This window comes from Thalassotalea sp. G20_0, from assembly GCF_017744175.1.
Classification (GTDB): Bacteria; Pseudomonadota; Gammaproteobacteria; order Pseudomonadales; family Endozoicomonadaceae; genus Endozoicomonas.
Map to the genome: position 1 here is coordinate 42,309 of NZ_JAGHQV010000024.1, position 24,800 is coordinate 67,108.

The 24,800-nt window shown below is 48.0% G+C and carries 23 protein-coding genes; 9 read left to right on the top strand and 14 right to left on the bottom strand.

The features are described from left to right. Positions 1–22: 22 nt before the first annotated feature. From J7438_RS28350 to J7438_RS15235, 6 genes are all read right to left on the bottom strand, one after another. On the bottom strand, positions 23–2,473 hold the full coding sequence (locus tag J7438_RS28350; RefSeq protein WP_209277210.1) for a baculoviral IAP repeat-containing protein: 2,451 nt from the start codon (positions 2,471–2,473) through the stop codon (positions 23–25). A 135-nt stretch (positions 2,474–2,608) separates the two neighbouring features. After that, positions 2,609–3,895, bottom strand: coding sequence for a serine--tRNA ligase (gene serS / locus J7438_RS15215; RefSeq protein WP_209277211.1), 1,287 nt, complete (start codon positions 3,893–3,895; stop codon positions 2,609–2,611). 136 nt (positions 3,896–4,031) lie between these two features. After that, positions 4,032–4,433, bottom strand: a complete 402-nt coding sequence (gene crcB / locus J7438_RS15220; protein WP_209277212.1) for a fluoride efflux transporter CrcB — start codon at positions 4,431–4,433, stop codon at positions 4,032–4,034. 176 nt (positions 4,434–4,609) lie between these two features. Next, entirely contained in the window at positions 4,610–5,935 is a 1,326-nt protein-coding gene (locus J7438_RS15225) for a replication-associated recombination protein A (RefSeq protein WP_209277213.1), read from the bottom strand. After that, the gene (gene lolA, locus J7438_RS15230) at positions 5,932–6,651 is read right to left on the bottom strand and encodes an outer membrane lipoprotein periplasmic chaperone LolA (protein WP_209201633.1); all 720 of its coding nucleotides are present in this window, start codon (positions 6,649–6,651) and stop codon (positions 5,932–5,934) included. The genes J7438_RS15225 and lolA overlap by 4 nt, the downstream gene beginning before the upstream one ends. Before the next feature lie 23 nt (positions 6,652–6,674). Continuing rightward, positions 6,675–9,152, bottom strand: coding sequence for a DNA translocase FtsK (locus tag J7438_RS15235; protein ID WP_209277214.1), 2,478 nt, complete (start codon positions 9,150–9,152; stop codon positions 6,675–6,677). A 215-nt stretch (positions 9,153–9,367) separates the two neighbouring features. Between J7438_RS15235 and J7438_RS15240 the strand changes: the two genes are divergently transcribed. Continuing rightward, entirely contained in the window at positions 9,368–10,033 is a 666-nt protein-coding gene (locus tag J7438_RS15240; protein ID WP_209277215.1) for a potassium channel family protein, read from the top strand. 47 nt (positions 10,034–10,080) lie between these two features. On the opposite strand, the gene J7438_RS15245 is transcribed toward J7438_RS15240, so the two are convergent. From J7438_RS15245 to J7438_RS15255, 3 genes are all read right to left on the bottom strand, one after another. Continuing rightward, a complete protein-coding gene (locus J7438_RS15245; protein ID WP_209277216.1) occupies positions 10,081–11,184 on the bottom strand; it encodes an ankyrin repeat domain-containing protein in 1,104 nt (367 codons plus the stop codon). Next, entirely contained in the window at positions 11,181–11,342 is a 162-nt protein-coding gene (locus J7438_RS15250) for a hypothetical protein (protein ID WP_209277217.1), read from the bottom strand. Before J7438_RS15250 ends, J7438_RS15245 begins: the two co-directional genes overlap by 4 nt. Before the next feature lie 78 nt (positions 11,343–11,420). Next, entirely contained in the window at positions 11,421–12,473 is a 1,053-nt protein-coding gene (locus tag J7438_RS15255) for an ADP-ribosylglycohydrolase family protein (protein ID WP_209277218.1), read from the bottom strand. A 198-nt stretch (positions 12,474–12,671) separates the two neighbouring features. Here J7438_RS15255 and J7438_RS15260 point away from each other — a divergent pair, with 198 nt between their 5' ends. Both J7438_RS15260 and J7438_RS15265 read left to right on the top strand, forming a co-directional pair. Then, a complete protein-coding gene (locus J7438_RS15260) occupies positions 12,672–12,911 on the top strand; it encodes a YecH family metal-binding protein (RefSeq protein ID WP_209277219.1) in 240 nt (79 codons plus the stop codon). Between the two features lie 308 nt (positions 12,912–13,219). After that, complete coding sequence (locus J7438_RS15265) at positions 13,220–13,759, top strand: YaeQ family protein (protein WP_209277220.1); 540 nt, start codon at positions 13,220–13,222, stop codon at positions 13,757–13,759. 4 nt (positions 13,760–13,763) lie between these two features. Here the strand turns inward: J7438_RS15265 and J7438_RS15270 are convergent, their stop codons facing one another. From J7438_RS15270 to hppD, 5 genes are all read right to left on the bottom strand, one after another. Further along, the gene (locus J7438_RS15270; RefSeq protein WP_209277221.1) at positions 13,764–14,312 is read right to left on the bottom strand and encodes a hypothetical protein; all 549 of its coding nucleotides are present in this window, start codon (positions 14,310–14,312) and stop codon (positions 13,764–13,766) included. Positions 14,313–14,490: 178 nt separating this feature from the next. Beyond that, a complete protein-coding gene (locus J7438_RS15275) occupies positions 14,491–15,408 on the bottom strand; it encodes a DUF4892 domain-containing protein (protein ID WP_209277222.1) in 918 nt (305 codons plus the stop codon). Between the two features lie 41 nt (positions 15,409–15,449). Next, positions 15,450–16,307, bottom strand: coding sequence for an alpha/beta fold hydrolase (locus tag J7438_RS15280; RefSeq protein WP_209277223.1), 858 nt, complete (start codon positions 16,305–16,307; stop codon positions 15,450–15,452). A 494-nt stretch (positions 16,308–16,801) separates the two neighbouring features. Continuing rightward, positions 16,802–17,602 (bottom strand): phenylalanine 4-monooxygenase, encoded by an 801-nt coding sequence (phhA, locus tag J7438_RS15285; RefSeq protein ID WP_209277224.1) that lies wholly within the window; start codon positions 17,600–17,602, stop codon positions 16,802–16,804. 145 nt (positions 17,603–17,747) lie between these two features. Further along, positions 17,748–18,827, bottom strand: coding sequence for a 4-hydroxyphenylpyruvate dioxygenase (hppD, locus tag J7438_RS15290; protein ID WP_353623033.1), 1,080 nt, complete (start codon positions 18,825–18,827; stop codon positions 17,748–17,750). A gap of 285 nt (positions 18,828–19,112) precedes the next feature. Between hppD and J7438_RS15295 the strand changes: the two genes are divergently transcribed. The 6 genes from J7438_RS15295 (at position 19,113) to J7438_RS15320 (ending at position 24,612) form a co-directional block, all read left to right on the top strand. After that, complete coding sequence (locus J7438_RS15295) at positions 19,113–19,631, top strand: Lrp/AsnC family transcriptional regulator (RefSeq protein ID WP_209201622.1); 519 nt, start codon at positions 19,113–19,115, stop codon at positions 19,629–19,631. A gap of 20 nt (positions 19,632–19,651) precedes the next feature. After that, positions 19,652–20,404, top strand: a complete 753-nt coding sequence (gene phnP / locus J7438_RS15300; RefSeq protein WP_209201621.1) for a phosphonate metabolism protein PhnP — start codon at positions 19,652–19,654, stop codon at positions 20,402–20,404. Positions 20,405–20,680: 276 nt separating this feature from the next. Beyond that, a complete protein-coding gene (locus tag J7438_RS15305; protein WP_209204788.1) occupies positions 20,681–21,250 on the top strand; it encodes a hypothetical protein in 570 nt (189 codons plus the stop codon). Between the two features lie 346 nt (positions 21,251–21,596). After that, positions 21,597–22,388 (top strand): putative RNA-binding protein, encoded by a 792-nt coding sequence (locus tag J7438_RS15310; protein WP_209277225.1) that lies wholly within the window; start codon positions 21,597–21,599, stop codon positions 22,386–22,388. 333 nt (positions 22,389–22,721) lie between these two features. Further along, entirely contained in the window at positions 22,722–23,477 is a 756-nt protein-coding gene (locus tag J7438_RS15315; protein WP_209277226.1) for a putative RNA-binding protein, read from the top strand. A gap of 145 nt (positions 23,478–23,622) precedes the next feature. Further along, positions 23,623–24,612, top strand: a complete 990-nt coding sequence (locus J7438_RS15320; RefSeq protein ID WP_209277227.1) for an ETS domain-containing protein — start codon at positions 23,623–23,625, stop codon at positions 24,610–24,612. Positions 24,613–24,800 lie beyond the last annotated feature (188 nt).

Below are 24,800 nucleotides of genomic sequence, written 5' to 3' on the forward strand. Positions count from 1 at the left end.
CTCACTATATCCGGGTTAAACATTATCGGGATGTTTCCCGAATAATCTCATCCCAGTACATGTCCAGCTTCTCGCTGATGAATTGGTAAAGATCTTCACGCATAAACCTTGCACGAGCATCTGCAACGTTAGCGGCACCTTCAATAATCTCCTGCTCAGAGAGCCCTGGTGTATCGGGACTGTACTGCTCCATCAATAACTCAGCGCTACTCTCTGTCTTGCCATGCCAAACTGAAAACTCAGCATTTTTCGTTATTAAAAGATTAAGTAATGCCGGATCAGTGTTAAACATGTCCATAATATAATTTTGAAAATCCGCCAGATTATTAATACCACTGATAAATTTTCTTTTAATTTCAGCCATCACATTTGCTGGCTGCCTGCCAACAGTGCCGTAACACTGTGGAATTTGATTCTCAGGGAATTGGCAGATACTTTGGGAAAATAGATTCTTAATGTAACCTCTTGTTTCAGTGGATTCACTGCCCGCAATAACTGGTTTATCAGCTATCCCCCTTGTAGTGGACAACACACTGTAAAGTACCGACTCATTGTAAAATAATTTTAATTTCTTCAGCAGGTTGAATATGTGGACAACATCAGAATCAGACTCCAGCTCCCGATTGATATTAATCAAAGCCATTCGAGTCTTGATTTGATCAATGATTTCTGTTGTATGATCCTGACAATCCCGATCGTAAGCAGCGTCAATAATCGAAGCAATTTCAGCACCTGCATCTTCCGACTGATCTTCTCGAAGTGCCAATAGATTTTGCAGGATTTGCAATAAGTTTAATTTAAGCTCATTGCTTTGGTTCTGAGCAGCATTAACTTTCCGATGCAACCTGTCCATTGCATTGTGAAGCGCTGAACCAGGAAGAAAACTACGGTGAAATGCCTGCAGACATCTTCGAACATTGCTTTCGATAGAATAAGTGGTATCTGCCTGGCTCTGTCTGTCACTAATGTGTTGGCCAGCTTGATTTTGCGCCCGTACAAATTCATGTAACGTCATTCCATCCAATCGTGCTCGCCCTTCACGCCAGTCGGATAGAAATTTATAATAATCCACTTCTATCTGTTCTTGCTGCCATTGATACTCATCCAAAGGTGAGCGATACAAATGTGGATAACTTTCCAAAGATCGGGCTAACACACGTTGTTGTGCTTGTGTTAATTGTTGTTGACAGAATTCGATAAACCCTTCACCTTTTTTTTCCCGCAAAAAAGAGCACTCAGGATAAAGTCTTGCATGAACCTCATCAAGGGAGCGCACGCCCCACTCCTCTTGCCACTCTTTAATTGAACCTCCGCAGGTGAAACATAACAGCCTTTTTTCCACAAGTGACAAATAAAATCCAGCATCTGATATTTTAAAAGCATTCTTATTGCCAGCAGGAAAATCACGTATGAATCTCATTTGCCTGACTGCACCATGTCGAACGATAGAGTTTCTGCGATCGTTACTGTTTACCATATATGGGTTAAAGATTGTAGAAGTCAGCCCCGCATCAGAGGCTGCGGCATGATCAGCACCATAACCAGCATCAGTGGTTGATATCGCGGTAATATCATTAATTAACAGGAATGCATTGAACCGATCCTGTCTATTGATAATAAAGTGTTTCAGTTCAGTATTGTTAGAAGGAATATCTGAACTTACATCGTATAACTCAGCATTATCACGAAAGTTTCGTAGCAGTTTCCGATCCGATAATAACGCAGCAATCGAATCAAATTGTTTATCTTCTCCATGAATATGGCAGAAATACCGGGTAGTGCTGTTAACGTCAGAAGCAGGATTTGAGCTTTCCGAAGATAGTGCAGGCTGGCAATACTGCACTGGTGATCTCTGACCACCGATTGAATTCAACAGACGGTTTTCACGGGCAACCATTCGCTGTAAGCCACTTAGTGTTGCCGGTAAACGATAGTCATCTGACCTGTATCCACTGGCTGACGCCTGTTCCGTCAACTGTGTTTGATCCGATGATGTGAATACATTTATTGTTTCTATGTCATTCACCAACAAGAATACTTGCTGAACACGAGCATTCTCAAGAATCAATGTTTTGAGTGCGCTATCCTCACGCGGGATATGGACATCAGAAAGATATCTTCCGGTACTCGCCCTGAAGTTATCCATAAAAGGCTGAATCTGGAGCAGTAACCGTAGCGACTTAAATGTTTTAGTCTGGCCATTAATGATAAATTGATAAGAACTCACTGCCTGATTCTGGTGACTCTGAAAACCTGAAGGAAGGTCATATTCACGACCAGAGGAATCAGTATTAGCAACAGGCTGCTGGTTACCCGATAGATAATTATCTGGCCTACCAGCAATTGGCCTGACAACGTATGAGTGATATCTCGAACCAGCAGTCGACGAACGAGCATTATAAACCTCAGGTTCATTGTTGCTGCCCGAGTCAATAGTAGTCTCTACAGGGACCCTCGCTGAAAGATTATTCACCACATACTCCTACTGTCCATGATGTGAACAAGGTTGATTGATGATAATACTTTAGATTTAAAACACAGTTTTCAAAAATGGTTAGTCAAACTAACAGGGGGTGAAATCACACAATTCACCCTGTGGTTGATGTCGTTAAAGAATACTGATTCCTCCCATATAGCTCTGAAGTGCTTCGGGAATACGGATACGCCCATCCTTATCCTGGTAATTCTCCAGTACCGCCACCAGAGTACGACCCACGGCAAGACCTGAACCATTCAGCGTATGAACCAGCTCCGGCTTGCCTGATTCATTGCGGAAACGCGCCATCATTCGACGTGCCTGGAAATCAACACAGTTACTGACGGAAGAGATTTCACGGTACTGATTCTGAGCGGGCAGCCAGACTTCAAGGTCATAGGTCTTGGCGGCCCCAAAGCCCATATCGCCACCGCACAGTGCCACAACGCGATAAGGCAGCCCCAGCTTCTGGAGAATGGCTTCTGCATGCCCTGTCATCTCTTCCAGCGCCTCATAGGATTTATCAGGATGGACGATCTGCACCATCTCAACCTTTTCAAACTGGTGCTGACGAATCAGGCCACGGGTATCACGGCCATAACTGCCCGCTTCGCTTCGGAAACAGGACGTGTGAGCCGTCAGACGAATGGGCAGTTGATCAGCTTCAACAATCTGTTCACGCACCAGGTTGGTCAGGGTAACTTCTGCCGTAGGAATCAGGAAAAACTGCTTCTGTTCAGCACCGGAATCATCATCACAGGCGGTTTTGAACAGGTCTTCACCGAATTTGGGCAACTGGCCAGTGCCATACAGGGCTTTATCATGAACCAGCAGCGGGGTGATAACTTCTTCATAGCCGTGCTCAGTGGTCTGAACATCCAGCATAAACTGAGCCAGCGCCCGATGCAGGCGGGCAATTTTGCCGCGCAGCATGGCAAATCGGGAGCCGGAAATATGGGCAGCTGCTTCGAAATCAAGGCCAAGAACTTCACCCAGATCAACGTGATCTTTGACGCCAAACTCAAACTTCCGTGGCTCACCCCAGGTACGAACCAGTACGTTGTCGATCTCGTCTTTACCTTCCGGCACGGAGCTGTCTGGCAGGTTAGGCACTTCCAGCAGCAGGTTATTCAATGCTTCCTGCAGTTCGGTCAGGGCCTGCTCATTTTCCTTGAGTTCGGCATTCACCTGATCCATACGCTCTTTAAGCGCTGAAACATCACCGCCCCGGGCCTTGATCTTGCCAAATTCCCTGGAACCCGACTTACGTTCGCTCTGCAGCTGCTCAGTTTTAACCTGAAGCGACTTGCGACGCTCCTCCAGAGAAACCAGACGCTCAACATCCAGTTTGTAGTGCTTCTTCAACAGCTGTTCCGCCACAGCTTCAGGATGGCTGCGAACGATTTTGGGGTCTAGCATATTCCTACCAAATTAACTGATTGGACGATGGTTTTCTTATCCGGGCAGACGCTTCAAACGTTTTACCATTCTCGTCACGGATAACCTGCTGATGATACACCATGACTCGGCGACATTCGATAAAGATAATAAGCAGCTAACCATTCAGGATCACCCGAATGCCCTGATAACCCAGCCAGGTACCAACCAGACACAGAGTCACACTGGCCAGCATATAAGCGATTGCCTCAAGCAATCGGTCGGTTTGAAAAAGCCGGAAAATATCCAGTGAGAAAGTAGAAAAGGTGGTTAATGCTCCCAGAAAGCCTACGGTGGCAAAATCTTTCCAGATTGCGGGAAGCAGACTTTTCTCTACCAGGCAGTACCAGCCAATCCCCATAAGAAACGAACCAATAATATTGACTGTTAAGGTCGGCAGTGGAAACAACTGATCATTTCCGGATTTTGCATACCACTCATAAACCAGAGAACGTGCCAGTGCCCCAAGGGCTCCCCCGGCTGCTACAGCAAGGTAGTTCAGCAAGTACGGGTATTGCATCAGGGCTTCCTTTCAGATGAGAGATAGAGAATTTTGAATTTATAGCCATGAAACGGTTCTAACTATATCAAAAGGCCAGGCAAGCTAAAAACATACCCCGTGATCAACCAGTGATTTGGCTCAGGGTGTGTAGTGTAGTTGAAATTACAATATATGATTGGATAATATAACAAATACTATCTCTTTACTGTGCTCTCTTCATCAAGCCGTTTCAGCCAGGCCAGCTTTTCCTTGATTTTAATCTCCAATCCGCGATCATTCGGCTGGTAATAGTCCGGCACATCCATCTCTTCCGGAAAATAGCGTTCCCCTGCGGCATAGGCATTGGGCTCATCATGGGCATAGCGATAACCAGCACCATAGCCAAGACTTCCCATTAATTGGGTCGGCGCATTCCGCAGATGATGAGGCACCTCATAGGATGGATGACTTTTTACATCGTCCCATGCCGCTTTCCAGGCTTTATAAACTGCATTACTTTTTGGTGCACAGGCGCAATAGACCGTTGCATGGGCCATGGCCAACAGTCCTTCCGGTGCCCCCAACCGCTCAAATGCCTGCCAGGCATTAATGACAATCTCCAGCGCTCTTGGGTCTGCATTGCCAATATCCTCACTGGCAATAGCCACCAGCCGACGAATCACGTAGAGAGGATCCCCTCCCCCATCAACAATTCGAGCGGCCCAGTAGAGTGCTGCATCCGGATTGGAGCCGCGAACGGACTTATGAAAAGCTGAAATGGTATCGTAAAACGCGTCACCGCCTTTATCGAAACGTCGCCCGGTATCGGCAAGAATGGCCTGAACCGCCTCAGACGTGATAATGCCGTTCTCAGCCAGATCCGATGCAACTTCCAGAGTATTGAGCGCCTTGCGACCATCGCCGTCAGAATAGCGAATCAGAATATCCCTGGCACTCTGCTCCAGCTGAATACCCTTGCCACCCAGGCCTCTTTCTTCATTGGTCAAAGCCTGGTCAACAAGTTGGCCAATGGCCTCTTCCCCCAGCGACTTAAGTACATAGACTCTGGCCCTTGAGAGTAATGCATTATTGAGTTCAAACGATGGGTTTTCTGTGGTGGCCCCGATAAAAATAACGGTACCGTCTTCTATATGAGGCAGGAATGCATCCTGTTGCGACTTGTTAAACCGGTGAACCTCATCCACAAACAGTACCGTTTTCCGCTGGTAAAAACGCTGCTCATCCTTTGCCCTTGCTACCGCTTCCCGTATGTCTTTAACCCCGGAAAGCACGGCAGACAGGGTTTCAAAATGCGCATCGGTTTTTGTCGCAATCAGCCTTGCCAGCGTCGTCTTGCCAACGCCAGGCGGTCCCCAGAAAATCATGGAATGGAGAATACCCTGCTCCAGTGCTTCCCGCAGGGGCTTGCCTCTGGCAAGAATATGTTCCTGGCCCAGGTATTCATCAAGGACTCTGGGGCGCATCCTTGCCGCCAGGGGTTCATAGCGATCAGAAGCAGGGGCATCAAAGAGTGAGGTCATACCCTGCTCTCATCAATAATATCAAAACCGGCCTTCTCTAATGTCTGCAGGTCAGGTTCAAACAGTGTATTGTCCACCGGCTGATTGAGGTTCACCCGGGTAAAGTCAATTCGTCGCTTACCACCGAGAGAGTCCACAATCGTGATGGCTGAAATCTCCTCCCTGGAAAAATGGATCTCCAGCCTTTCAAAAAGATCTGACACGTTACCGGGTCTCAGGGTATAAACCACCTCCGGGCCATAGTTCATGCGAGTCACCGCGTACTCCATCAGAAACTCACTGGCATCGCCGCTCAGTAGCTGCACGGCGGTTGGTCCTGACTGATTGTCCATTTTTTTAATCACCACCTGCTTAAAGTCAGGATCGAGCATCCAGAGTTTTCCATCTTTAGCAATAATCTCCTGGTTAAACGGTGAAGTGATATTCCAGCGGAACTGATTTGGCCGCTTAAGTTGCATACTCCCCTTCTCAACTTTGGAGCGACCGCTTTTATCAATGGTACTTTGAGAAAAATTGGCACTGACAGTATTCATGGCCTGCAGCTTTTTAGCCAGCGCATCAGCGGCTTTCTGATCATGTTTTATACTGGCAGGCGTACTGCTTTCCGCCCTGGCCAGCATGGATGCATGAGTTGATGTCTGCTCAGCAGGCCAGACTGGCATGCTGATGGCAAAAACCAGTGGTAAAACAGTCAATAACGGCGCTTTCTTGATCATAAATAAGAACTTAATCTGGAAAATTAATGCTTGGGCGGTGGTGGAGCAATCACTTCACGATTGCCGTTAGTCAATGCCGGGCTGACAACACCTGCCGCCTCCATGGCTTCAATCATTCGGGCTGCCCGGTTATAACCTACCTTCAGCTGCCTTTGAACCGAAGAAATGGACGCCCTGCGCGACTCGGTAACAAAAGCCACGGCTTCATCGTAAAGAGGGTCCTGCTCATTGTTATCCAGCCCGCCGGAAAATGCACTGCCTTCAGAACTCTCACTGACACCATTGAGAATCTCTTCCACAAAATCCGGCGTTCCCCGCAGCTGCCAGTCAGCCACCACCCGATGCACTTCATCGTCAGCAACGAAAGCCCCGTGAATTCGGACAGGAACGCTGGTTCCCGGGGGTAGATAGAGCATGTCTCCGTGGCCCAGTAACTGCTCAGCGCCGCCCTGGTCAATAATGGTTCGGGAGTCAATTTTGCTGGACACCTGGAAACTGATGCGAGTAGGAACGTTGGCCTTAATCAGACCGGTAATAACATCCACGGATGGACGTTGTGTGGCCAGAATCAGATGAATACCGGCTGCCCGGGCCTTTTGGGCAATACGGGCAATCAGCTCTTCAACCTTTTTACCAACAATCATCATCATGTCGGCAAATTCATCAACCACTACCACGATAAAGGGCAGCGTGCCTAACTCTGGTGCCACATCTTCTGCTGACACAGGCTGGTAGAAAGGATCCCTGTGCGGCTCACCCTTTTCCAGGGCATCTTTCACCTTGCGGTTATAGCCGGCAATGTTACGAACCCCCAGATATGCCATCAGCTTGTAACGACGCTCCATCTCGGCAACACACCAGCGCAAGGCATTGGCCGCCTCTTTCATGTCCGTCACTACCGGTGCCAGAAGATGCGGAATGCCATCATAGATGGACAACTCCAGCATTTTCGGGTCAATCATGATCAACCGCACATCTTCCGGGCTGGACTTGAACAACATGGATAAGATCATGGCATTGATACCCACGGACTTACCGGAACCCGTAGTACCGGCCACCAGAAGGTGTGGCATTTTAGCCAGATCCACAATCACCGGCTGACCGGAAATATCATGCCCCAAGGCAAGGCTGACCGGGGACTGTGCGTCATCAAACGCCCTGGATGAAATAATTTCGCTATAGAAAACAGTTTCACGGTCATCATTGGGAATCTCAATCCCCATCACCGACTTTCCGGGAATCACTTCCACCACCCGGACACTGACCACCGCCAGAGAACGGGCCAGGTCGCTGGCAAGGTTGGTAATTTTACTGGCCTTGGTACCGGGTGCCGGTTGAATCTCAAAACGGGTAATAACCGGCCCGGGATGGACGGCAACCACTTCGACATCGACACTGAAGTCTTTCAACTTCAGTTCCAGCAAGCGGGACATGGCATCCAGAGACTCTGGACTCATGGCCTTGCCGGAGGGGCGGGCTTCATCGAGCAACGAGGCGGTTGGTAAACTGCCAAGCGGGGTATGTTCCACCAGAGGTGGCGCTTTCTCCCTCGCTGGCGGAGGGACAATAACCGGCTTTGGCTTATCGGGTCTCTTCTCAACCACCGTTGTAGCCGATGACATAGAGTCTTTCTGCAGCTTTAATGCAGGCTCCTGCCTTTTCACCGGTGACAGGTCGCTTTGCTCAGGTTCACTCTTCTTTCTGGCGGCCAGCTTCTCTTGCAACGCAAAATAAAGTGCAAGCAACTTTTCTTTGCAGTAAACGGCGAAGCGCAGGCTCCAATAGCCGACACTGTCCATCAAACGAAACCAGGAAAGATCGGTATAAAGCGTCACACCGAGGAGAAACAGTGCCATCAGCAGCAGTGTGCTGCCGGTGACATTAAAGGCTGGCAGGAACAGCTGAATAAGCAGCTCGCCAATAATCCCGCCGCTGGATGAGGGAAACAGTTCACTCAACCCATGATAATGGAGTGAAGCCAGGGCAGCCCCTGAAGCAATGGACAGAATAAAACCCATACTGCGAATCAGCAGTAACCAGGAATTCCATTCATCCGGTTCATGGCGGTAGCGAAAAACCCGGATCGCCTTGATCACCAGAATAACCGGCACCATCCAGGCCAGAAATCCAAACAGGGTTAGCAGCAAATCCGCTGACCATGCGCCGATTCTGCCAGCACTGTTGGCAATATCTTTGACCGGGCCAACGTGAGACCAGCCGGGATCGACCATATCATAACTGGCCAGTGCCAATGCCAGAAAAGCGGCCAGAACCAGCCAGCCAAACATAATGCCCTCACGCACTCGTGATGAAAGCGTTTCTGTCGCTGCTTCCCCCCGGATTGTACGCTTGCGCCGTCGTATGGAAACAGGCTCTTGTGACTGATCACTATCCGGCTGGTGACTCTTATCCGGCTGGTGACTCTTATCCGGCTGATGACTCTTATCCGGCTGATGACTCTTATCCGGCTGATGACTCTTTTTGCTTGCGGACCCTGCCATTCGGCTCCCTGAGATAACTGATTATAAACACAGTAGTTTAACCCGAGAAGATAACACGAGCCCTTAACTGCGGACAATCCTGCATCCTTTCTTATACAAAGATCAAACATCGACCGATGGCGTAAAGATGAACAGTTTTTGTAGCCCCGGATCTGCTTGCAGGGTATTTTAGAGCGCTGTTTCTTATCAGATAGCGCCCTTAAGGCCAATCACCCATGTTACGACCATCCTTTCTTGACTTCTCACAGCGAATGAGCCGCAACCCGGCTGTTTCAATGGGTCTATTGTTGATCACCCTGACCTGCAGCATCCTGTTCTCTCCTATTGTCATGGAGTACCAATCCATTGGGGTCACCCTGTTTTCCTGTCTGATGATTGCCAGTCTGATTCTGACCCTCGGATCGCTGACGGAAAACAGTCCAAAAATCCGTCTCTGGTTAGAGATCACCGGCACAACTATCGTTATACTCAGGGCGGTGGTTGAGTTCCCAAACCCGCCAAACTGGCTCCCCTTCTTCACCTTAATAGCCAGCATGCTGTTTCATCTGGGCATGATGCTGATGCTTATCGGGCACCTGTTCAGCGTTAAGCCCCAGGCCGAGAAACTATTGGCGGCGATTAACTTCTATTTACTGACGGGCATCACGTTCAGTTATCTTTATCTACTGGTGAACCTGGTTACCCCCGGGGCATTTGATCTTGCCATCCAGGGGATTTCCAGCTGGCCGGATTATCTCTATTTCAGTTTTGTCACCCTGACCACGCTGGGTTATGGCGACATTCTGCCCCTCAGCCCTCTGGCACAGGGTCTGGTATCTCTCGAAGCTATTGTGGGTGTACTGAGTCCGACGGTAATGATTGCCCGGTTTGTCGGGAAATAAGGCAAAAGCAGGCGCGGATTCAGTAGTAGTGGATAAACTACCACAGGTCACCTTTTCTTCACCCCGGCACCAAGCAGCAATCGCACGCTGGTCAGTTGATGATTTGCGGCAGCGATAGACAGAGGTGTCGCGCCATCCAGAAAACGGACAACGTCAGCGTTTGCACCGGCTTTGAGCAAAGCTTTGAGACATTTCTCGTGACCCTCCCGGGCAGCGATGTAAAGGGGGGTTGTGCCCACGCTATCAGCAACATCAAGGGCAGCTCCACTGTTGATCAGGGCTTTGGTAATTTTCTTATTGCCGTTAACTACTGCAATATGCAGAGGCGTTGTGCCGTCCCAGAAGGAAACCGGATTCGCTGTTGCCCCCGCCCTGAGCAACGCCTGCACAATCTCCACACAGTCTGTTTTAGTAGCGAGATACAGAGGCGTCGTTCCATCCTCACTGGCAAGATTCAGGCTCGCACCGTTTTTGATCAACATTTGGGCGCATCTCACGCTACCTTCGCGTATGGCGATGAACAGTGGCGTTTCACCGTCATCATCGGTTGCATTGTAATCAGCCCCGGCATTGATCAGCGTTTGTGCCACCTGCACATTGTCATCTTGCAAGACGGATATATGCAGGGCTGTCAAACCATCCATAAAGGTTAAATGTAAATTTGCCCCGGCTTTGACAAGAGCCTCCACGGCTACCTGATTGCCTTGCAGGGCAGCGCAGAAAAGAGGCGTGACGCCGGTCTTTCGAGGGGTGTTGGGATCCGCTCCGGCACTAAGCAGAGCCTGGCAACACGCCACGTGCCCTTCGCTCACCGCCAGAAAAAGAGCCGTCATGTCCCGGCAGGTGGCGTGGCAGTCAGCACCGGCCTCAAGCAGAGCCTGTAAGATCTGTTTGTGGCCAGTTCGGGCAGCGATGTGCAGCAAGGTGACATCACAACCGGTGACCGCCAAACGGAACCATTGTTGGGCAATTCCCGAATTGGCTGCCAGTAACCGTCGGAACTCTTCCGTATTTCCGGAACGACAAACTTGCAGTGGCAGAGCTTCACAATGAGGCTGGCAAGAACGACGGTCATCACTGCATGCTATTTCGCTCCCGGGCAACAATGGTAAAGCCAGTTGTTGATACGGTTGACAGATGCGCTGATTCAACGGCTGCTGATCAGGCCATTGGAAAGTCCCGCCGGGGATAAATGGTGACGACGCAGAACAGGTACTATTTTTCGATTGCTGACAACCGATGCACCGTCATCAAAGCAATTACTGTATACCGGTACACCAGAAGCAAATGTATTGATGGTCGGTTCCATAAGGTCGGCTGTTAACTACCAGAACTTTTGACGTTCCTGCTGAATTTGGAAAACCCCAGATTACTTTCAGATTAAATATTAAACGACAATCATGTCTGCCAGCTTCAAATAGCGGTGACTGTCATGGAGTCCATTAACTAAACGGTCCGGTATCGCCTCCAGCCCATTCATGGCCCCCAGAAGAACACCGGTTAAAGCGGCCCTGGCCATATTATTACCGCCCCCGTTAATGGCAGACAATACACCCTGTTCAAATTGATCAGGGTAGCGGTGCATCAGGTAGTAAGCACAGGGAAGCACGTGAACAAGCTGGCAATCCATACCATAGACCTGACTGATATGCAGGGCAGGTTCTATACGAACGGTGTCCGGTTGCCAGGCCACCCGCCCATTTCCCGGAGTCAGTAGATGGTCGTAACGCTGTATTGCCGACATCACGTCTGAGCGTTTTGCCATAGCCGCTAAACAGCCCGGTAATTCGGTCAGAGGAACGCTGTTGACCATGGCCTGAACAACCAGGGCAAATACCAGTGTATTCTGCCGTATAAAAGGCTCCCTGTAGAATGTCTGCAGCAGTTGACCAGCAGCATCTACCAGCTCAACCGGGTCATCAATCGCCAGGGCCAGCAGGGATACAAACTGTGCTCCCTCGGTTGTGTCACAACCCGAAGCAATCCCGGGATCACCCCAATGTAACCCCGTGCGGCGTGCCCTGATCAGGTCCACCATCAATTCATCCGTATAGCGCCCGGAAAAGGACTCACCGGACAATGGCGCGAAGAAATCATCAAGCCGGGCAAGGAAATCTGTCAGTACAAAGCCATCACAATTGGCCAGAGACTCAAGCAGCAATACGATCACCTGGCCGGTCTGGGAAACGTCGCCTGCCCTGACCCCCTGCTGATAACGGAAGTGGCTGATATTGGCAAAACCATGGCTGCCATTAACTGCAGGGTCCTGATAAGTATCAATCCAGGGGCCATAATCCTGTGCCAGTTGATCCAGGTCATAATACCAATGGGTGCCGACGCCCAGGGCATCACCAATGAGCAGGCCAGCCACCCCACCCTTTACCCGGCTCAGTTTATCAATGTTTGAAGGGTATGATCTGATGGTAGATGTCGAATTCATAGCAAGCACGCATTGCAAACCATATACACCCCATGAACATAGCTGAATTTAGCGACCACCGCAGTGCATTCGCTGCCGTTTCACACAGAGGCATTCATAATGGTGACACCAACCTGATACGAATATATACGACTGTTTAATTGCATTAGTCAGCGTATTGTTGGCTGAAGTCCCCACTATTGATATGAGAATAAGCCCATGGAATCCGTACACGGTCATAATGTACTGAATATGATCAGAGAACAGGAAGTCGCGCTGAGCAAAGAGGCGCTCCTAACAGCAATGTCAGCAGAGTTTGGTGAAGAAGCCCGATACCACACGTGCTCCGCACAGGAACTGACTGCAGCAGAACTGGTTGATCAGTTTGTTGGGAAAGGTAAGTTGATTGAAACCAGTGAAGGTATTCAATACATAGGTTGCAACTGCCATTGTCATTGAGAAAAGCCCGATTACGGTTTTTTTTATTCTGAGTTTTTCTGAGCAGAAACAAAAAACCGGTCACAAGAACCGGTTTCAAAATTTTATTGTTGTTGCCTGTCTCATCTTCGTGGCCTTTGCGTCACCTCCCCCGCGACGTAAAGGCCTTTTCTGGAGAAATCCCCCCCATCTCTTTTCCCCTTCAGGCGTAAGCCATAATACGTATTGTTTTTTTCTGACATATTGACCTGAATCAATATTACATCACCCTTTGCATAAACTCCTGATTGCTTCAGGGTAAACTCAACTTTTTATCGAGTTAATGATCCATGGCCCTGAAAGCAACGATCTACAAAGCAAGTATTAATATAGCGGACATGAACCGCCACTATTATGCAGACCATGATGTAACCATTGCCCGCCATCCATCGGAAAATGACGAAAGGGCAATGTTGAGACTGATGGTCTGGTCACTCCATGCTTCAGGGGAACTTCAGTTTACCAAAGGTATCAGCACTGATGACGAGCCTGATATCTGGCAAAAGAATCTCAGTGGTGAAATTGACACCTGGATAGAGCTTGGTCAACCGGATGAAAAGCGGCTAAGAAAGGCCTGTGGCCGGGCAAAGAAGGTTTATATCTATAACTATGGCGGACGCCATTCTGATATCTGGTGGCAACAATATCAGGGTAAAGTAGAGCGATTTGATAATTTGTACATTTATCGAATCCCTGCTGAGGGTAATGAACTGGTCAGGTTGATTGGTAAAACCATGAAACTTCACTGTATTATACAAGATCAGCAGATAACTGTTGGCAATGCTACCGATAGCATTGCCACCGAGATCACACAGCGATTTCCGGGTTAATGCTTCATGGTTTAGCTGGAAAAATCTCACTGTAAGATGGAGGTGGAGGCTGAAGCTCTAACTGCGAGCTTATAACCGTCACGTAGGATGGCGGTGGTTCTGGCAACAAATGCTCAGACTCCTGGTTGATAACCGTCAATGTCTGGTCTGAATCTATATGCTTTGAATCGTTGTGCATAGGCAAGGGCTGAACCGCCACGATGGACTCTCTCCCTGGTTGCTGGGCTGCTCTGCTAATTGAAAGATCCGTGTGAACAGGAGCAGCCTCCCGAGACTTTATACCGCAGCAGCCACCATATTTAGCATCGAAATAGGCACTTATTCCAATCATTGCGAGAATACCGACACCCGAACCAGCCATAGCACCGAAGCAAACTTTAGCTACCATGGTGCCTTCTAAGGGTAAGCACGAACCAACCACCCCACCGATAGAAGTTGCACCGCCCCAGATGAAGCCGAGGCATGTTGAACGGCAATTATCATTTTCGAAAGTACAGCCAGGATTATTAATGTAACCATTCGCTCCTGATGGTGTAGCAGGCAAGCTTTGCATTTTGAGTCAATCCGAAAGTAGTTAACGATAGTTATTTTAAAATCGCTGATTATCAGCAGCAATTTCACTGCTTCGACACGTTTGACCTGTAAAATCACTCATAGTTCCGGATAAAGACCATCTGGTGCGGATAAGTCCGTGAACATAAGCCCAATTTGAAGAAAATGGCAATCAACCTTTAATTTAAAGGCACAATTTCAAGCCCGAAAGATGGCGTTGTTCCCGGATCCAGCGAATTATCTTCAGTGCCAATGGAAATATTGAAGCGTAGTCGTGACTCGCTGATCCCCTGCTCATTTAAATGCTGAACAATATTCTCTTGCAGTACTTCCATTTTGTTCTGCCATGTATCCAGCTCTGCCAGGGTCTCGGGTACCGTGCTGTGAATGATAAGCAGTGCATTCATTGATGAGTCAATGTTCATATTTGTAACAAATGAGGCCAGATCAGAACTTTTTTCAATCCCGGATTTACCGGATTCCAGCCTGAAGACATTGTTGCCAGCATCCTGTTCGATTGTACGCTCCATCTCATAGTCATGGGGCTTAAAGATATCCACCAATGTATAAATGCGTCCATTGCCCCGGCGCACCGCGTAGATCGTATAGAAAGTGTTCAGCTTTTTCCCAATATAAAACGCTTGTTCCTTATCCTGACCATAGAGCGTGGAAATATCGAAGACATCGTTAGCCCAGAAATTACTGGCACCACAGGAAAAACTGCGGCATTCAAACAGCGTCTCAATACCCTCCCCTTGCAACAGGCTGACATAAAATTCATAGCCTTGATTGCTGCTGTGCCCGGGCGGCAGAAAGTAGAGGTCCCTGATCAGGTGTCCGTCAAGCCACTGAGCGCCATCCGAGGTAACAACGCCGTTGACCCGCTTCATCCGGTTGGTAATGATCGGGTGGTTCTGTCGATTCTCATCGATGGCAAGCTCAATACGGGCATTAGGATACGCTGGAAGTCCCGACGCATAGGTTGAAGGACCAATTACCAGGCAAAGCAGGGTACTGATTATTTTGCAGGCAATGGTTAAAGAGCCAGATTCAAGAGTCTTCAGTAGACCCGGGATATCCACAATCACTTTATTCATGAAACACCATCCAAGTCTTCCCCCAACGACGTTTCAGACTATCATAATTTACTGCCTAAAACAGAGTTAACTATATTGGCAATCGCTTCCACCTGATCGTCCATATGAAGATGATGGTTACCACTCATCGGGTGGAAATGAATATTTGGCAGCTTCTGATGATACTGGTTAATAGCGTCACTGATCGGACCACTGTCAACATAGACCATATGAGCATTACAGGTTATCTGCCGAGGAAATGCCAGAGTCTGCTCAAGGGAAAAACGGGTAGGGGATCCCTGCTTTAACCGGGGATCTGCCGTCCAGATCCAGTCATCTCCATCCTTGATAATTGATCGATCCACCAGCAGTTCTGACGATTGCCTGGAAACTTTGAACTGGCCCATGGCCCTGGCCCGAACGGCCAGCTGCTTCGATCGATAGCGGGTCACTGGCAGCTGATCAACCGGTGTTCTGCGTTGATTGATATAGTTCGCCAGTGCTTCAGGAGCATCTTCAGGGTTTTTTGGCCAGGGGAAAAGCCCATCAATAGCTACCAACCCGGTAACCTGATCTTTCAGCACGGAACCCGCTGCCATGGCACTGACCACACCGCCCATGGAATGCCCAAGCAAACCAAACCGTTCAAGTTGCAATGACTCAGCGATATAAACCAGATCTTCAACGTAGTGCCAAACATCATAACTGAACCACGCGGGACGGTGTTCAGAAAGACCATGGCCAGCCTGGTCCACAGCTATCAGTCTGATGCCCTCTAACTTTGGAGCCATGGGAGTGAAACTGGCCGCATTATCCAGCCATCCGTGAAGTGCAATCACCGGAACGCCCTCAGGGTCCCCCCACTCCAACGCAGCAAATGTTAAATGCGGTGTTTGAATGCTCAGTTCCCTTGGATGCATCGTAGACTCCTTGCAATTCAAAGTATTGACTTATTTAGGAAAGAAGTAAGGCCGAATGACTGACCATTGCAATCACAGCCAATCCATCAGAGAAATCGTGAATGTTAACACAGGGAAGCTACAAAAACAGAAACCCCGTAAAAACGGGGCGGAACTACTGTCAGACAGCACAGAGCGATTTTTATTGTTATTGGAGTGGTATATATTCTTTTTCCTTTAGCGGCAGGGAATTCGATCCCTGCCTTTTTTGTTTTTGCTGCGACCTGCTGACTTCGGCAACTCGCTAAAGGAGTGACTACAGAATACGTATTTCACGTAAGCGATTTATTGATCCAGATCAAAAAATAGAAACATTGCCGTTTAAAGCACAACCGTGATTATTACATGAACAGGCTATCGGGCCTTCACCTTGACGTCTGATGTCTCCGAACATCCCGATGAGCATAACAGTTATGATTGGATAATATAAAACCAATAAGTTGCAGAGTGCTGTCTCACGCAGCACCCTCTTCAGACTTGGGCTCAAACATCGGGGGAAGCAGGGGCATCGCCATCGCCTGATGGACCAGCGCCATAATATCCATTTCACCAAGGCGATGAAGGACCGCAATATCGTCCAGTACATAATACAATGGCTGCAAAATATCGATCCGGTAGGGCGTTCTCAGCGCTGTCAGTGGGTCAAAGGCGGTTCTGACTGGAATATCACTCTCCAGGGCATAGGCCGTTTCACCGAAGCTGGAGAGAATTCCACCACCATAAATACGCAACCCACGGGAAGTATTCAATAAACCAAACTCAACCGTCATCCAATAAAGCCTGGCAAGGTAAACCCGCTCTTCTTTGCTGGCAGCCAGACCGAGCCTGCCATAGGTTTCCGTAAAATCAGCAAAATCCTGATTGGTCAACAGAGGGCAGTGACCAAATATTTCATGAAAAATATCCGGTTCCTGAAGATAATCCAGCTCATCTCTGACGCGGATAAAGGTGGCAACCGGGAATTGTTTGTCGGCTAAAAGCTTAAAAAAACGGTCAAAGGAGATCAGTGCCGGCACCCTGGCAACCCCCCAGCCGGTTTTACCGTTAAGCACACGGCTTATTTCATCCAGCTGTGGAATCCGCTCTGACGGCATGGCCAGTTCTTCGATGCCGTCCATGTATTCATCACACGCCCGACCTTTCAATAACTCAATCTGTCGGTGATACAGAATACTCCAGGTTTCATGCTCCTCATCTGTATATACAATAAAGCCTGACTCGTCAGGCTTCCTGGCCTGATATTTGGATGACTTCATAAAACTCTCCCCGGCCTTGCAGCAAGGTAGTGAATGGCCCACTACCCCACCGAATTGATGGTTCATTCCCCTGAAAAGCCCTGTAATAGAACCAGTTCCATAAGAAAACCCGACGGATTGGTGATCAGTCAGATCTGAGAAAACGCTACAACACCCCTCTTCTCATCTGATCCCTTTCCATGCTTTCAAATAGCGCGGTAAAGTTACCCTCACCAAACCCTTCATCCCCTTTGCGTTGGATGATCTCAAAGAAAATCGGGCCAATGGCGGTTTCAGTGAAAATCTGTAACAGCAACCCACCCTCCTCTGTAGGCGCACCATCCATAAGAATGGCATTGGCTTTCAACTTATCAACATCTTCCTGATGCCAGGGCAGCCTTTCAGAAAGCATCTCGTAATAGGTGTCCGGTGGCGGGGTCAGAAAGGCGGCACCATTGCCCCGCATCGCCGGTACTGATTGATAGATATCTTTGGAGTACAGCGCAATATGCTGGATACCCTCGCCATTATACTGGTGCAGATACTCTTCAATCTGGCTCTTGTCATCAGAAGATTCATTGATGGGAATTCTGATCTTCCCACAGGGACTGGTCATTGCCCTGGATTTCAACCCGGTCAACTTGCCTTCAATGTCAAAATATCGAATCTCACGGAAGTTAAAAATATCCTCGTAGTAAGATGCCCACTTATCCATATTGCCCCGCTGGACATTGTGGGTAAGATGATCGATAAAGGTCAGGCCGACACCTTCAGGTTCCTGATCAACGCCTTCAACAGGAACGAAGTCCACATCATAAATCGACCCTTTGTCGCCATACCGGTCAACCAGATAAATCAGGCAGCCACCGATGCCCACAATGGATGGGATATTCAGCTCCATGGAACCACTTTGGGTTGGCCCGGGTTGACAGCCCAGTTTGAGCGCCCTCTCATAGGCAAAAGACGCATCTTCTACCCGGAGGGCAAATGCACAGGCACAGGGGCCATGCTCCCGGGCAAACTTCTGGGCAAATGAGTCAGGCTCGCTGTTAACGATAAAGTTAATTCCCCCCTGGCGATATAATGTCACCTCTTTGGATCGGTGGCGCGCTACCGCAACAAATCCAAACTGTTTGAAGAGGCTTTCCAGTGCCAGCGCATCAGGCGCTGCGTATTCGACAAATTCAAACCCATCGGTTCCCATCGGGTTCGTGCTGGTAATCTTTGACATTTTGTTCGTTGCCATGCTTCGTCCTCTTTTACAGTCCAGCCACAGTATAGAAAAAGTATACGATTGCCCTGATGCAAAAGCCTTGCGATATGCAGCCTCATTACGCAAGATGATACAAAAGGTTTGCATCAGATGAATTGGCGGAGCCATCAAACCGGGCTTACACTACCTGAAAGCAGCCAGCCAGCTTTGTCGGGATCCTGTCAATAAATTCGGCAGCAGCCCTGATTGCCGGAGGTTGTTAATGAAAGAAGTGCATTATCCCCGTTTGAGAAGATGCTTAATCCGGGTAATTCTGAATTGATCAGAAGTGCGGCCAACAACATAGCGAGGGATCGGATGGCGAGCAGAAATGTATTGGATACCTACGACATCAGGCTTTTGTCTGCACTCCAGAAGAATGATGCGCTATCCCTGCAATGTCTTGCAGAGCTGGTCAGCCTCTCTGCATCACAATGCTCCCGCCGTATCAGTCGGCTGAAGGCAAAAGGCTATATACAGAAACAGGTGACGTTACTGAACCCGCAGGCGGTTGGCCTGGATGTTGAAGCCTTTATCACTGTTTCCCTGGATAATCATACCCCGGACTCTGCAACCCATTTCAAAGAGGCCATTCTGGACATGTCGCCGGTTATGGAGTGTCATGCCATCACTGGCAGTGATGGCGATTACCTGTTAAAGGTGGTGGCCAAAAATCAGCACGCACTCTCTTTTTTCCTGATGGAAGAACTGATGAAGATTCCCGGTATCAGCCAGATTAAAACGGCCCTGGCTCTCTCTGCCATTAAATCCACCACGGTACTGCCCCTCAGTTTATAGAGTCTTTTATGGAGTTCCCGATGAAGTTTACCCTGACCGGCACAGGCAGCGTGAAAGGATGCCCGGTTTATGGTTGTGACTGCCCCGCCTGCATTAAAGCCATCATGGACCCTTTTCTCGCTCGCCGACCGGCTTCTGCTATCCTGGAGTCCGACAGTGAAATGATGCTTATTGATGCAGGTCTTACGGATATTGAAGATCGCTTTCCAGCAGGCTCCCTGAAACAGATTATTCTGACCCATTACCATATGGATCATATTGCCGGTTTATTCAGCCTGCGCTGGGGAAGTGGCCTGAAAATATCCGTGACCGGGCCAGACACATCGGATGCCCCGGAAGAGTTGTTGAAACATTCCGGCATTCTGGATTTCAGCCAGACAGTGACACCCTTCGCTCCCTTTACTGTCAACGGTGTCAGGATAACCCCTGTTCCACTCAGTCATTCACGCCCAACCATGGGCTATGTTTTTCACCGTAATGGCAGGACACTGGTCTATTTGACGGATACCCTGGGACTGCCAGAGGAGACCCTCACCTTTTTTACCGGCAATCCGGTCAATGTCATGATTATTGACTGTAGTTACCCTCCGGACATGTCAGAGCCTCCCGGAGCTCACAACAGCCTGAACGATGTTATGGAGCTGCACCAGAGGATACAACCATCACGCACTATTCTTACCCATATTGGCCATGAGCTTGATAACTGGATGAATACCAATCCGTTACCAAAAGATATTGAAGCTGGCCATGATGGACTGGTAATCACTCTTTAGCCCGGACATTTCATAAACTGCCCCGAATCTCGCGCCGGACTCTGTCGCTCTAAGGAATTTTGTGAGGGAGTGCCGTACCGGGGAGTACGGTCGACTGAACAAAATTCCTTAGAGCGACAAAGGACAAGCGAGAGCGGAAGCATGTTTATGAAATATCCGGGTTAGGACTATGGGCGGACAAAATGCTAACCATCAACTATGTTTAAGCATGCCTCAATATCGATGACTGTGAGTCTTGACCGCCTGTTGGGATCACGGTGATCTGGAGTTATCAACATGTCTGATTACACCGAGTTGATGGGTGAGCTGCTGGAGCTTGGCGTCAATGCAAACCCTGCATCGCCCTATACAGCCTGTATTCTTGATGCCTCTGGACAGATACTGATTACCGCCTGCAATGCCTGCCATATCAGCCCTCTTTATTCCGCGGAAGGGCTGGCGCTTCACCTGTTAGCCAGTGAGTTTGACTGCCAGCAGAAACAGCCCCTGGTAATGATCACCACCGCCGAGCCCGATGACCTGAGCCTGATGGCGATCTACCGGGCTCACTGTCAGGGAATTCATATTGATGAGATCACCTACGGCGCTTCCCGCGCTGTGCTGAAAAAATTGTGGCCATCTGACCCAAGCCAGGGACTGGCTGAAAGCCTCAGACACTTTCCGGATGAATTCTCCAATGGCTTGAGCATTCATGGCCAGGTACTGGCAGAAGAGTGTTTGGAAGCCTTTAAAGAAGGCAAGGACATGTTTGATCGAGGTGATGACCCAGTGCGTAGCATGGATATTGACCAGTATTGGATGACCGGTGACTGGTTGATTGATGACTGGGAAGAGAATCTCGAATAGTGCAGACAAGCGTTAATACCCACACAGAATTACCCCGGTAATCATCCTACCTACAGTGCCGACTGCCTTCACCGCAACCCCTGACATGAAATATGGGTATTCAGCCGATCCATAACCAGGATTTTAAATGCGTTGTGTCAGGTGGGGAACTTTATGTAAAAAGACTGGTCCGAAAGCTAAAGTTCCATAATTCAATAATTCAATGGATGCAGCCACTTTTTCCGAGCCAATATATACAGTTTCGGACCACCCTTCTTATTTTCGAGATACCGATTTTTCTGAATCGGGCAGATCGTGCCAGGCCTTCTTCCGTGATGTTGCAGAAACAGCTACTGTTCCATGCGCTGTGTCCACTAATAAAACTCCTGAGAACTACCTTCAGCAACCAACGTTGCATTTTCATAATCCACTTGAGGATCCCCGGTTTGAAAAAAGATCGATAGTCATCGTTTATAACCCTGAACATCACTTGCCAGTCAGAATGGGGCTGAAGAAGAATAATCATGCACCAAAATATATTCCCGCTAATGAACGTTTTTCGATCCAGTCTATTTTAGGTACTGATTCATCAGCCGTTGCAGCCCAGACAGGAAGTGAAGCGTCCGGTGAAAGTTGCTCCTTAACAAACAAGCGCAAAAAGTTACTTTGTAAGAATTCTGCTGGTGTAGAGCGCCAAAGGAAGCGCTACCAGAATGATCCCGCATTCGCAGAGCACCAGAGGGAGCGACAAAGGAACTACCAAAGGGAGCTGCGTAAAGATCCCGCTCACGTGGCGAAAATAAGAAAGAGCTACAGGGATCGATACAAAAATAATCCCGATTTCGCAGAGCGTGAAAGGGAGCGCCAAAGGAATCTTCGCAAAGATCCCGCTTTCGTAGAGCGCCGAAAGCAATACAGGGCACGTCAGAAGGAGCGCTATCTTAATGATTACGAGTATGCAGAGCATCGAAGGAAGGCCCAAAGGGAGCGCTATCAGAATGATCCCGAATATGCAGAGCACCAAAAGAAGAACCAAAGGGAGCGCTATCAAAATGATCCCGAATATGCAAAGCGTCGAAGAAGGATTGAAAGGGAGCGCTATCGGAATAATTTCGAATATGCAAAGCAACAAAGAAAGATCCAGGGGGTGGCACCATAGGCAGCACAAAAAGAGAAGCACTCTCATAATGCCACCTCATATATAGAAGGACAAAAAATTTATATCAACAAAAAAGATAAACTTGAATCCAGACTCAATAGCAATAGCCAATATCTATGCGTGATCTATGCGTGGTGGACAAAAATATTGTGCAAATTTGATCATGGAGGAACTTTTATCAGAAAGACTGGTCATAAGATAAATTTCAATAATTAAATAATTCAATGGATATAGCGAATTTCCCTACTCAATCAACCGCAGGTTTTGACGGCTACTCTTATTTTCAAGATACTGCTTTTTCTTCTCCGGTTGTATCGGGTCAGGCATTCTTCCGTGACGTTGCAACATCAGCTACTGCACAATACGCTATGCATACTGATAGAATGCCTGAAAGGTATCTTCAGCAGTCAGTACCTTTTCATAACCCATCATAACCCATTTGATGACCCCAGGTTTGAAAAAAGAACGATAGTCATCGTTAATAGCCATTTACAGTATTTACCCGTCAGAATAAAGCTGCAGACAAATGATCATGCCCCACCATATATTCCTGCTAATGAATGTTTTTCGATCCAGTCTATTTTAGGTATTGGTTCATCAGGTGATTCAGCTCGGGCAAGAGATAAGGTCCCGGATGCAAGTGCCACCCTGACAGTGAAGCGCAACAGGAAAGGCTGTAAAGATCCTGCTGAGGCAGAACGTCAAAAGGAGCGTAAAAGGGCGCGCCAGAGGGAGCGTTACCGGAATGATCCCGACTTCGCGCAACGCAAAAGAGAACGTCAAAGGGAGTACTACAATAATAACCCCAATTACGCACAAAGGCAGAGGGCGCAGAAAAAAAGCCCTGCTTATCTGGCGCTCGTAAGGGAACGCTACAGGAAGCGTTGCAAAGATCCCGCTTACGCAGAGAAACAAAGGGAGCGCTTCAGAAATTACCAGAGAGAACGCTACCAGAATAATCCCGATTATGCAGAGTATCGAAGGAAGATCCAAAGGAAGCGCTATATGAATAATCCTGATTATGCAGAGCGCCAGAGGGAATCTCAGAGAAAACGCAATCAGGCGCGCAAGAAGGAAGCACTATCATAATGTTATCTTTTGAACAGAGCGACAATGAATAAGCAACACATTAAAAAGTGGTTCCACCTGACAAAAAAGATGACTCAAAGATGGAACTTTTAGCCATATAACATTGACAAAGAGAAAGACTAAAAAACACAGGGTGAAATTTATTATGAGCAACCCGATATCTGCCAACAATACATTAAACAATATATCCAACCCTAACGATGATCAACTTCACCAAAGATATTCCACAACGGTACGGAATGAAGAAAAACACCTGAGATACACCCCTTACACCACCACACGTCAAATATGTACAAATGACCACTTCAACTCAAGACAACATCAAACCAACTTGTCACAGAGACAGATGGAGATTAATTACCAACCTTTTAACCATTTGAACCCTCCTTATTTTTTACAAAACACTTATGATGATAACCCAGGGGTAAGAAGTAACATCTTTGAAACTATGCCCCCCTTTGAAACTATGCACCCCTATTTTTCTGATGCTGGCATAATAAGCCAGCCACAGTCTTATGAAGAACCTAATAAATCAGCACAAAACTCTACGTCCACCAATAGTAGAAATACTCAGCTTACCCATAAAGAACCAGATACGGACTATTTCACAGGTATTAGAAAAAATCCGGAGAGTCAGGTGGTTGTTAATTCAGGAGCCAGAGCAGAAAGCACTGAACAGGTAAAGGGTCTACTCCCCTTTCCCCATACTCAATATAGCCAGAGAGTTGGTTACTTCCAGGTGGAAAGATATACCTTCTACGATCAGCATCAATTAAGTAAGCCAAAATCTGATAAAAAAAAGAGAAAGATAAATAACGAAAATTCTCTCTGGAAATTTATATTACATAATATTATTAACAATCGAGATAGCTCCATTTCTTGGGTAAATATCAGACAAGGCATCTTTGAATTTAAAGATCTCGACAAATTTTCAGAGCAATGGAGCACTCACAGAAAAAGAACAACTCCCATTATCTTTGAAAATATTGCAAGAGCAATCAGGAATTATTATACCACAGGCATAATGACTAAATTTGATCAGTATGGCACCCACCTGCCAAGACAGCATTATCGCTTTAATCTATCGAATCCTGTTGTTGCTGATTATTTTAAAACCCTGGGACTCATGCCTTGAGCAAAGTCAAACCAGGAGCCCCCTCGTAGGCTTGCTCACGGCCTCACCGGGAATGGAACTGCCCTGATCAACCGCCAGACATCGTGAAATCCAGGTTTCCTTATTTCTTCCCAACCCATGAATCCTTGACACTGACCACCAGTGACGGCAACACTGGACTGCTTTTAGTTATAACCCCACAAAGACGT

Excerpts from the sequence above, each read along its gene's own strand:
- serS (WP_209277211.1), bottom strand. The coding sequence starts at position 3,895 with ATGCTAGACCCCAAAATCGTTCGCAGCCATCCTGAAGCTGTGGCGGAA.
- crcB (WP_209277212.1), bottom strand. The coding sequence starts at position 4,433 with ATGCAATACCCGTACTTGCTGAACTACCTTGCTGTAGCAGCCGGGGGA.
- J7438_RS15225 (WP_209277213.1), bottom strand. The coding sequence starts at position 5,935 with ATGACCTCACTCTTTGATGCCCCTGCTTCTGATCGCTATGAACCCCTG.
- lolA (WP_209201633.1), bottom strand. The coding sequence starts at position 6,651 with ATGATCAAGAAAGCGCCGTTATTGACTGTTTTACCACTGGTTTTTGCC.
- J7438_RS15235 (WP_209277214.1), bottom strand. The coding sequence starts at position 9,152 with ATGGCAGGGTCCGCAAGCAAAAAGAGTCATCAGCCGGATAAGAGTCAT.
- J7438_RS15240 (WP_209277215.1), top strand. The coding sequence starts at position 9,368 with ATGTTACGACCATCCTTTCTTGACTTCTCACAGCGAATGAGCCGCAAC.
- J7438_RS15250 (WP_209277217.1), bottom strand. The coding sequence starts at position 11,342 with ATGGAACCGACCATCAATACATTTGCTTCTGGTGTACCGGTATACAGT.
- J7438_RS15255 (WP_209277218.1), bottom strand. The coding sequence starts at position 12,473 with ATGAATTCGACATCTACCATCAGATCATACCCTTCAAACATTGATAAA.
- J7438_RS15260 (WP_209277219.1), top strand. The coding sequence starts at position 12,672 with ATGGAATCCGTACACGGTCATAATGTACTGAATATGATCAGAGAACAG.
- J7438_RS15265 (WP_209277220.1), top strand. The coding sequence starts at position 13,220 with ATGGCCCTGAAAGCAACGATCTACAAAGCAAGTATTAATATAGCGGAC.
- J7438_RS15270 (WP_209277221.1), bottom strand. The coding sequence starts at position 14,312 with ATGCAAAGCTTGCCTGCTACACCATCAGGAGCGAATGGTTACATTAAT.
- J7438_RS15275 (WP_209277222.1), bottom strand. The coding sequence starts at position 15,408 with ATGAATAAAGTGATTGTGGATATCCCGGGTCTACTGAAGACTCTTGAA.
- J7438_RS15280 (WP_209277223.1), bottom strand. The coding sequence starts at position 16,307 with ATGCATCCAAGGGAACTGAGCATTCAAACACCGCATTTAACATTTGCT.
- phhA (WP_209277224.1), bottom strand. The coding sequence starts at position 17,602 with ATGAAGTCATCCAAATATCAGGCCAGGAAGCCTGACGAGTCAGGCTTT.
- hppD (WP_353623033.1), bottom strand. The coding sequence starts at position 18,827 with ATGGCAACGAACAAAATGTCAAAGATTACCAGCACGAACCCGATGGGA.
- phnP (WP_209201621.1), top strand. The coding sequence starts at position 19,652 with ATGAAGTTTACCCTGACCGGCACAGGCAGCGTGAAAGGATGCCCGGTT.
- J7438_RS15305 (WP_209204788.1), top strand. The coding sequence starts at position 20,681 with ATGTCTGATTACACCGAGTTGATGGGTGAGCTGCTGGAGCTTGGCGTC.
- J7438_RS15320 (WP_209277227.1), top strand. The coding sequence starts at position 23,623 with ATGAGCAACCCGATATCTGCCAACAATACATTAAACAATATATCCAAC.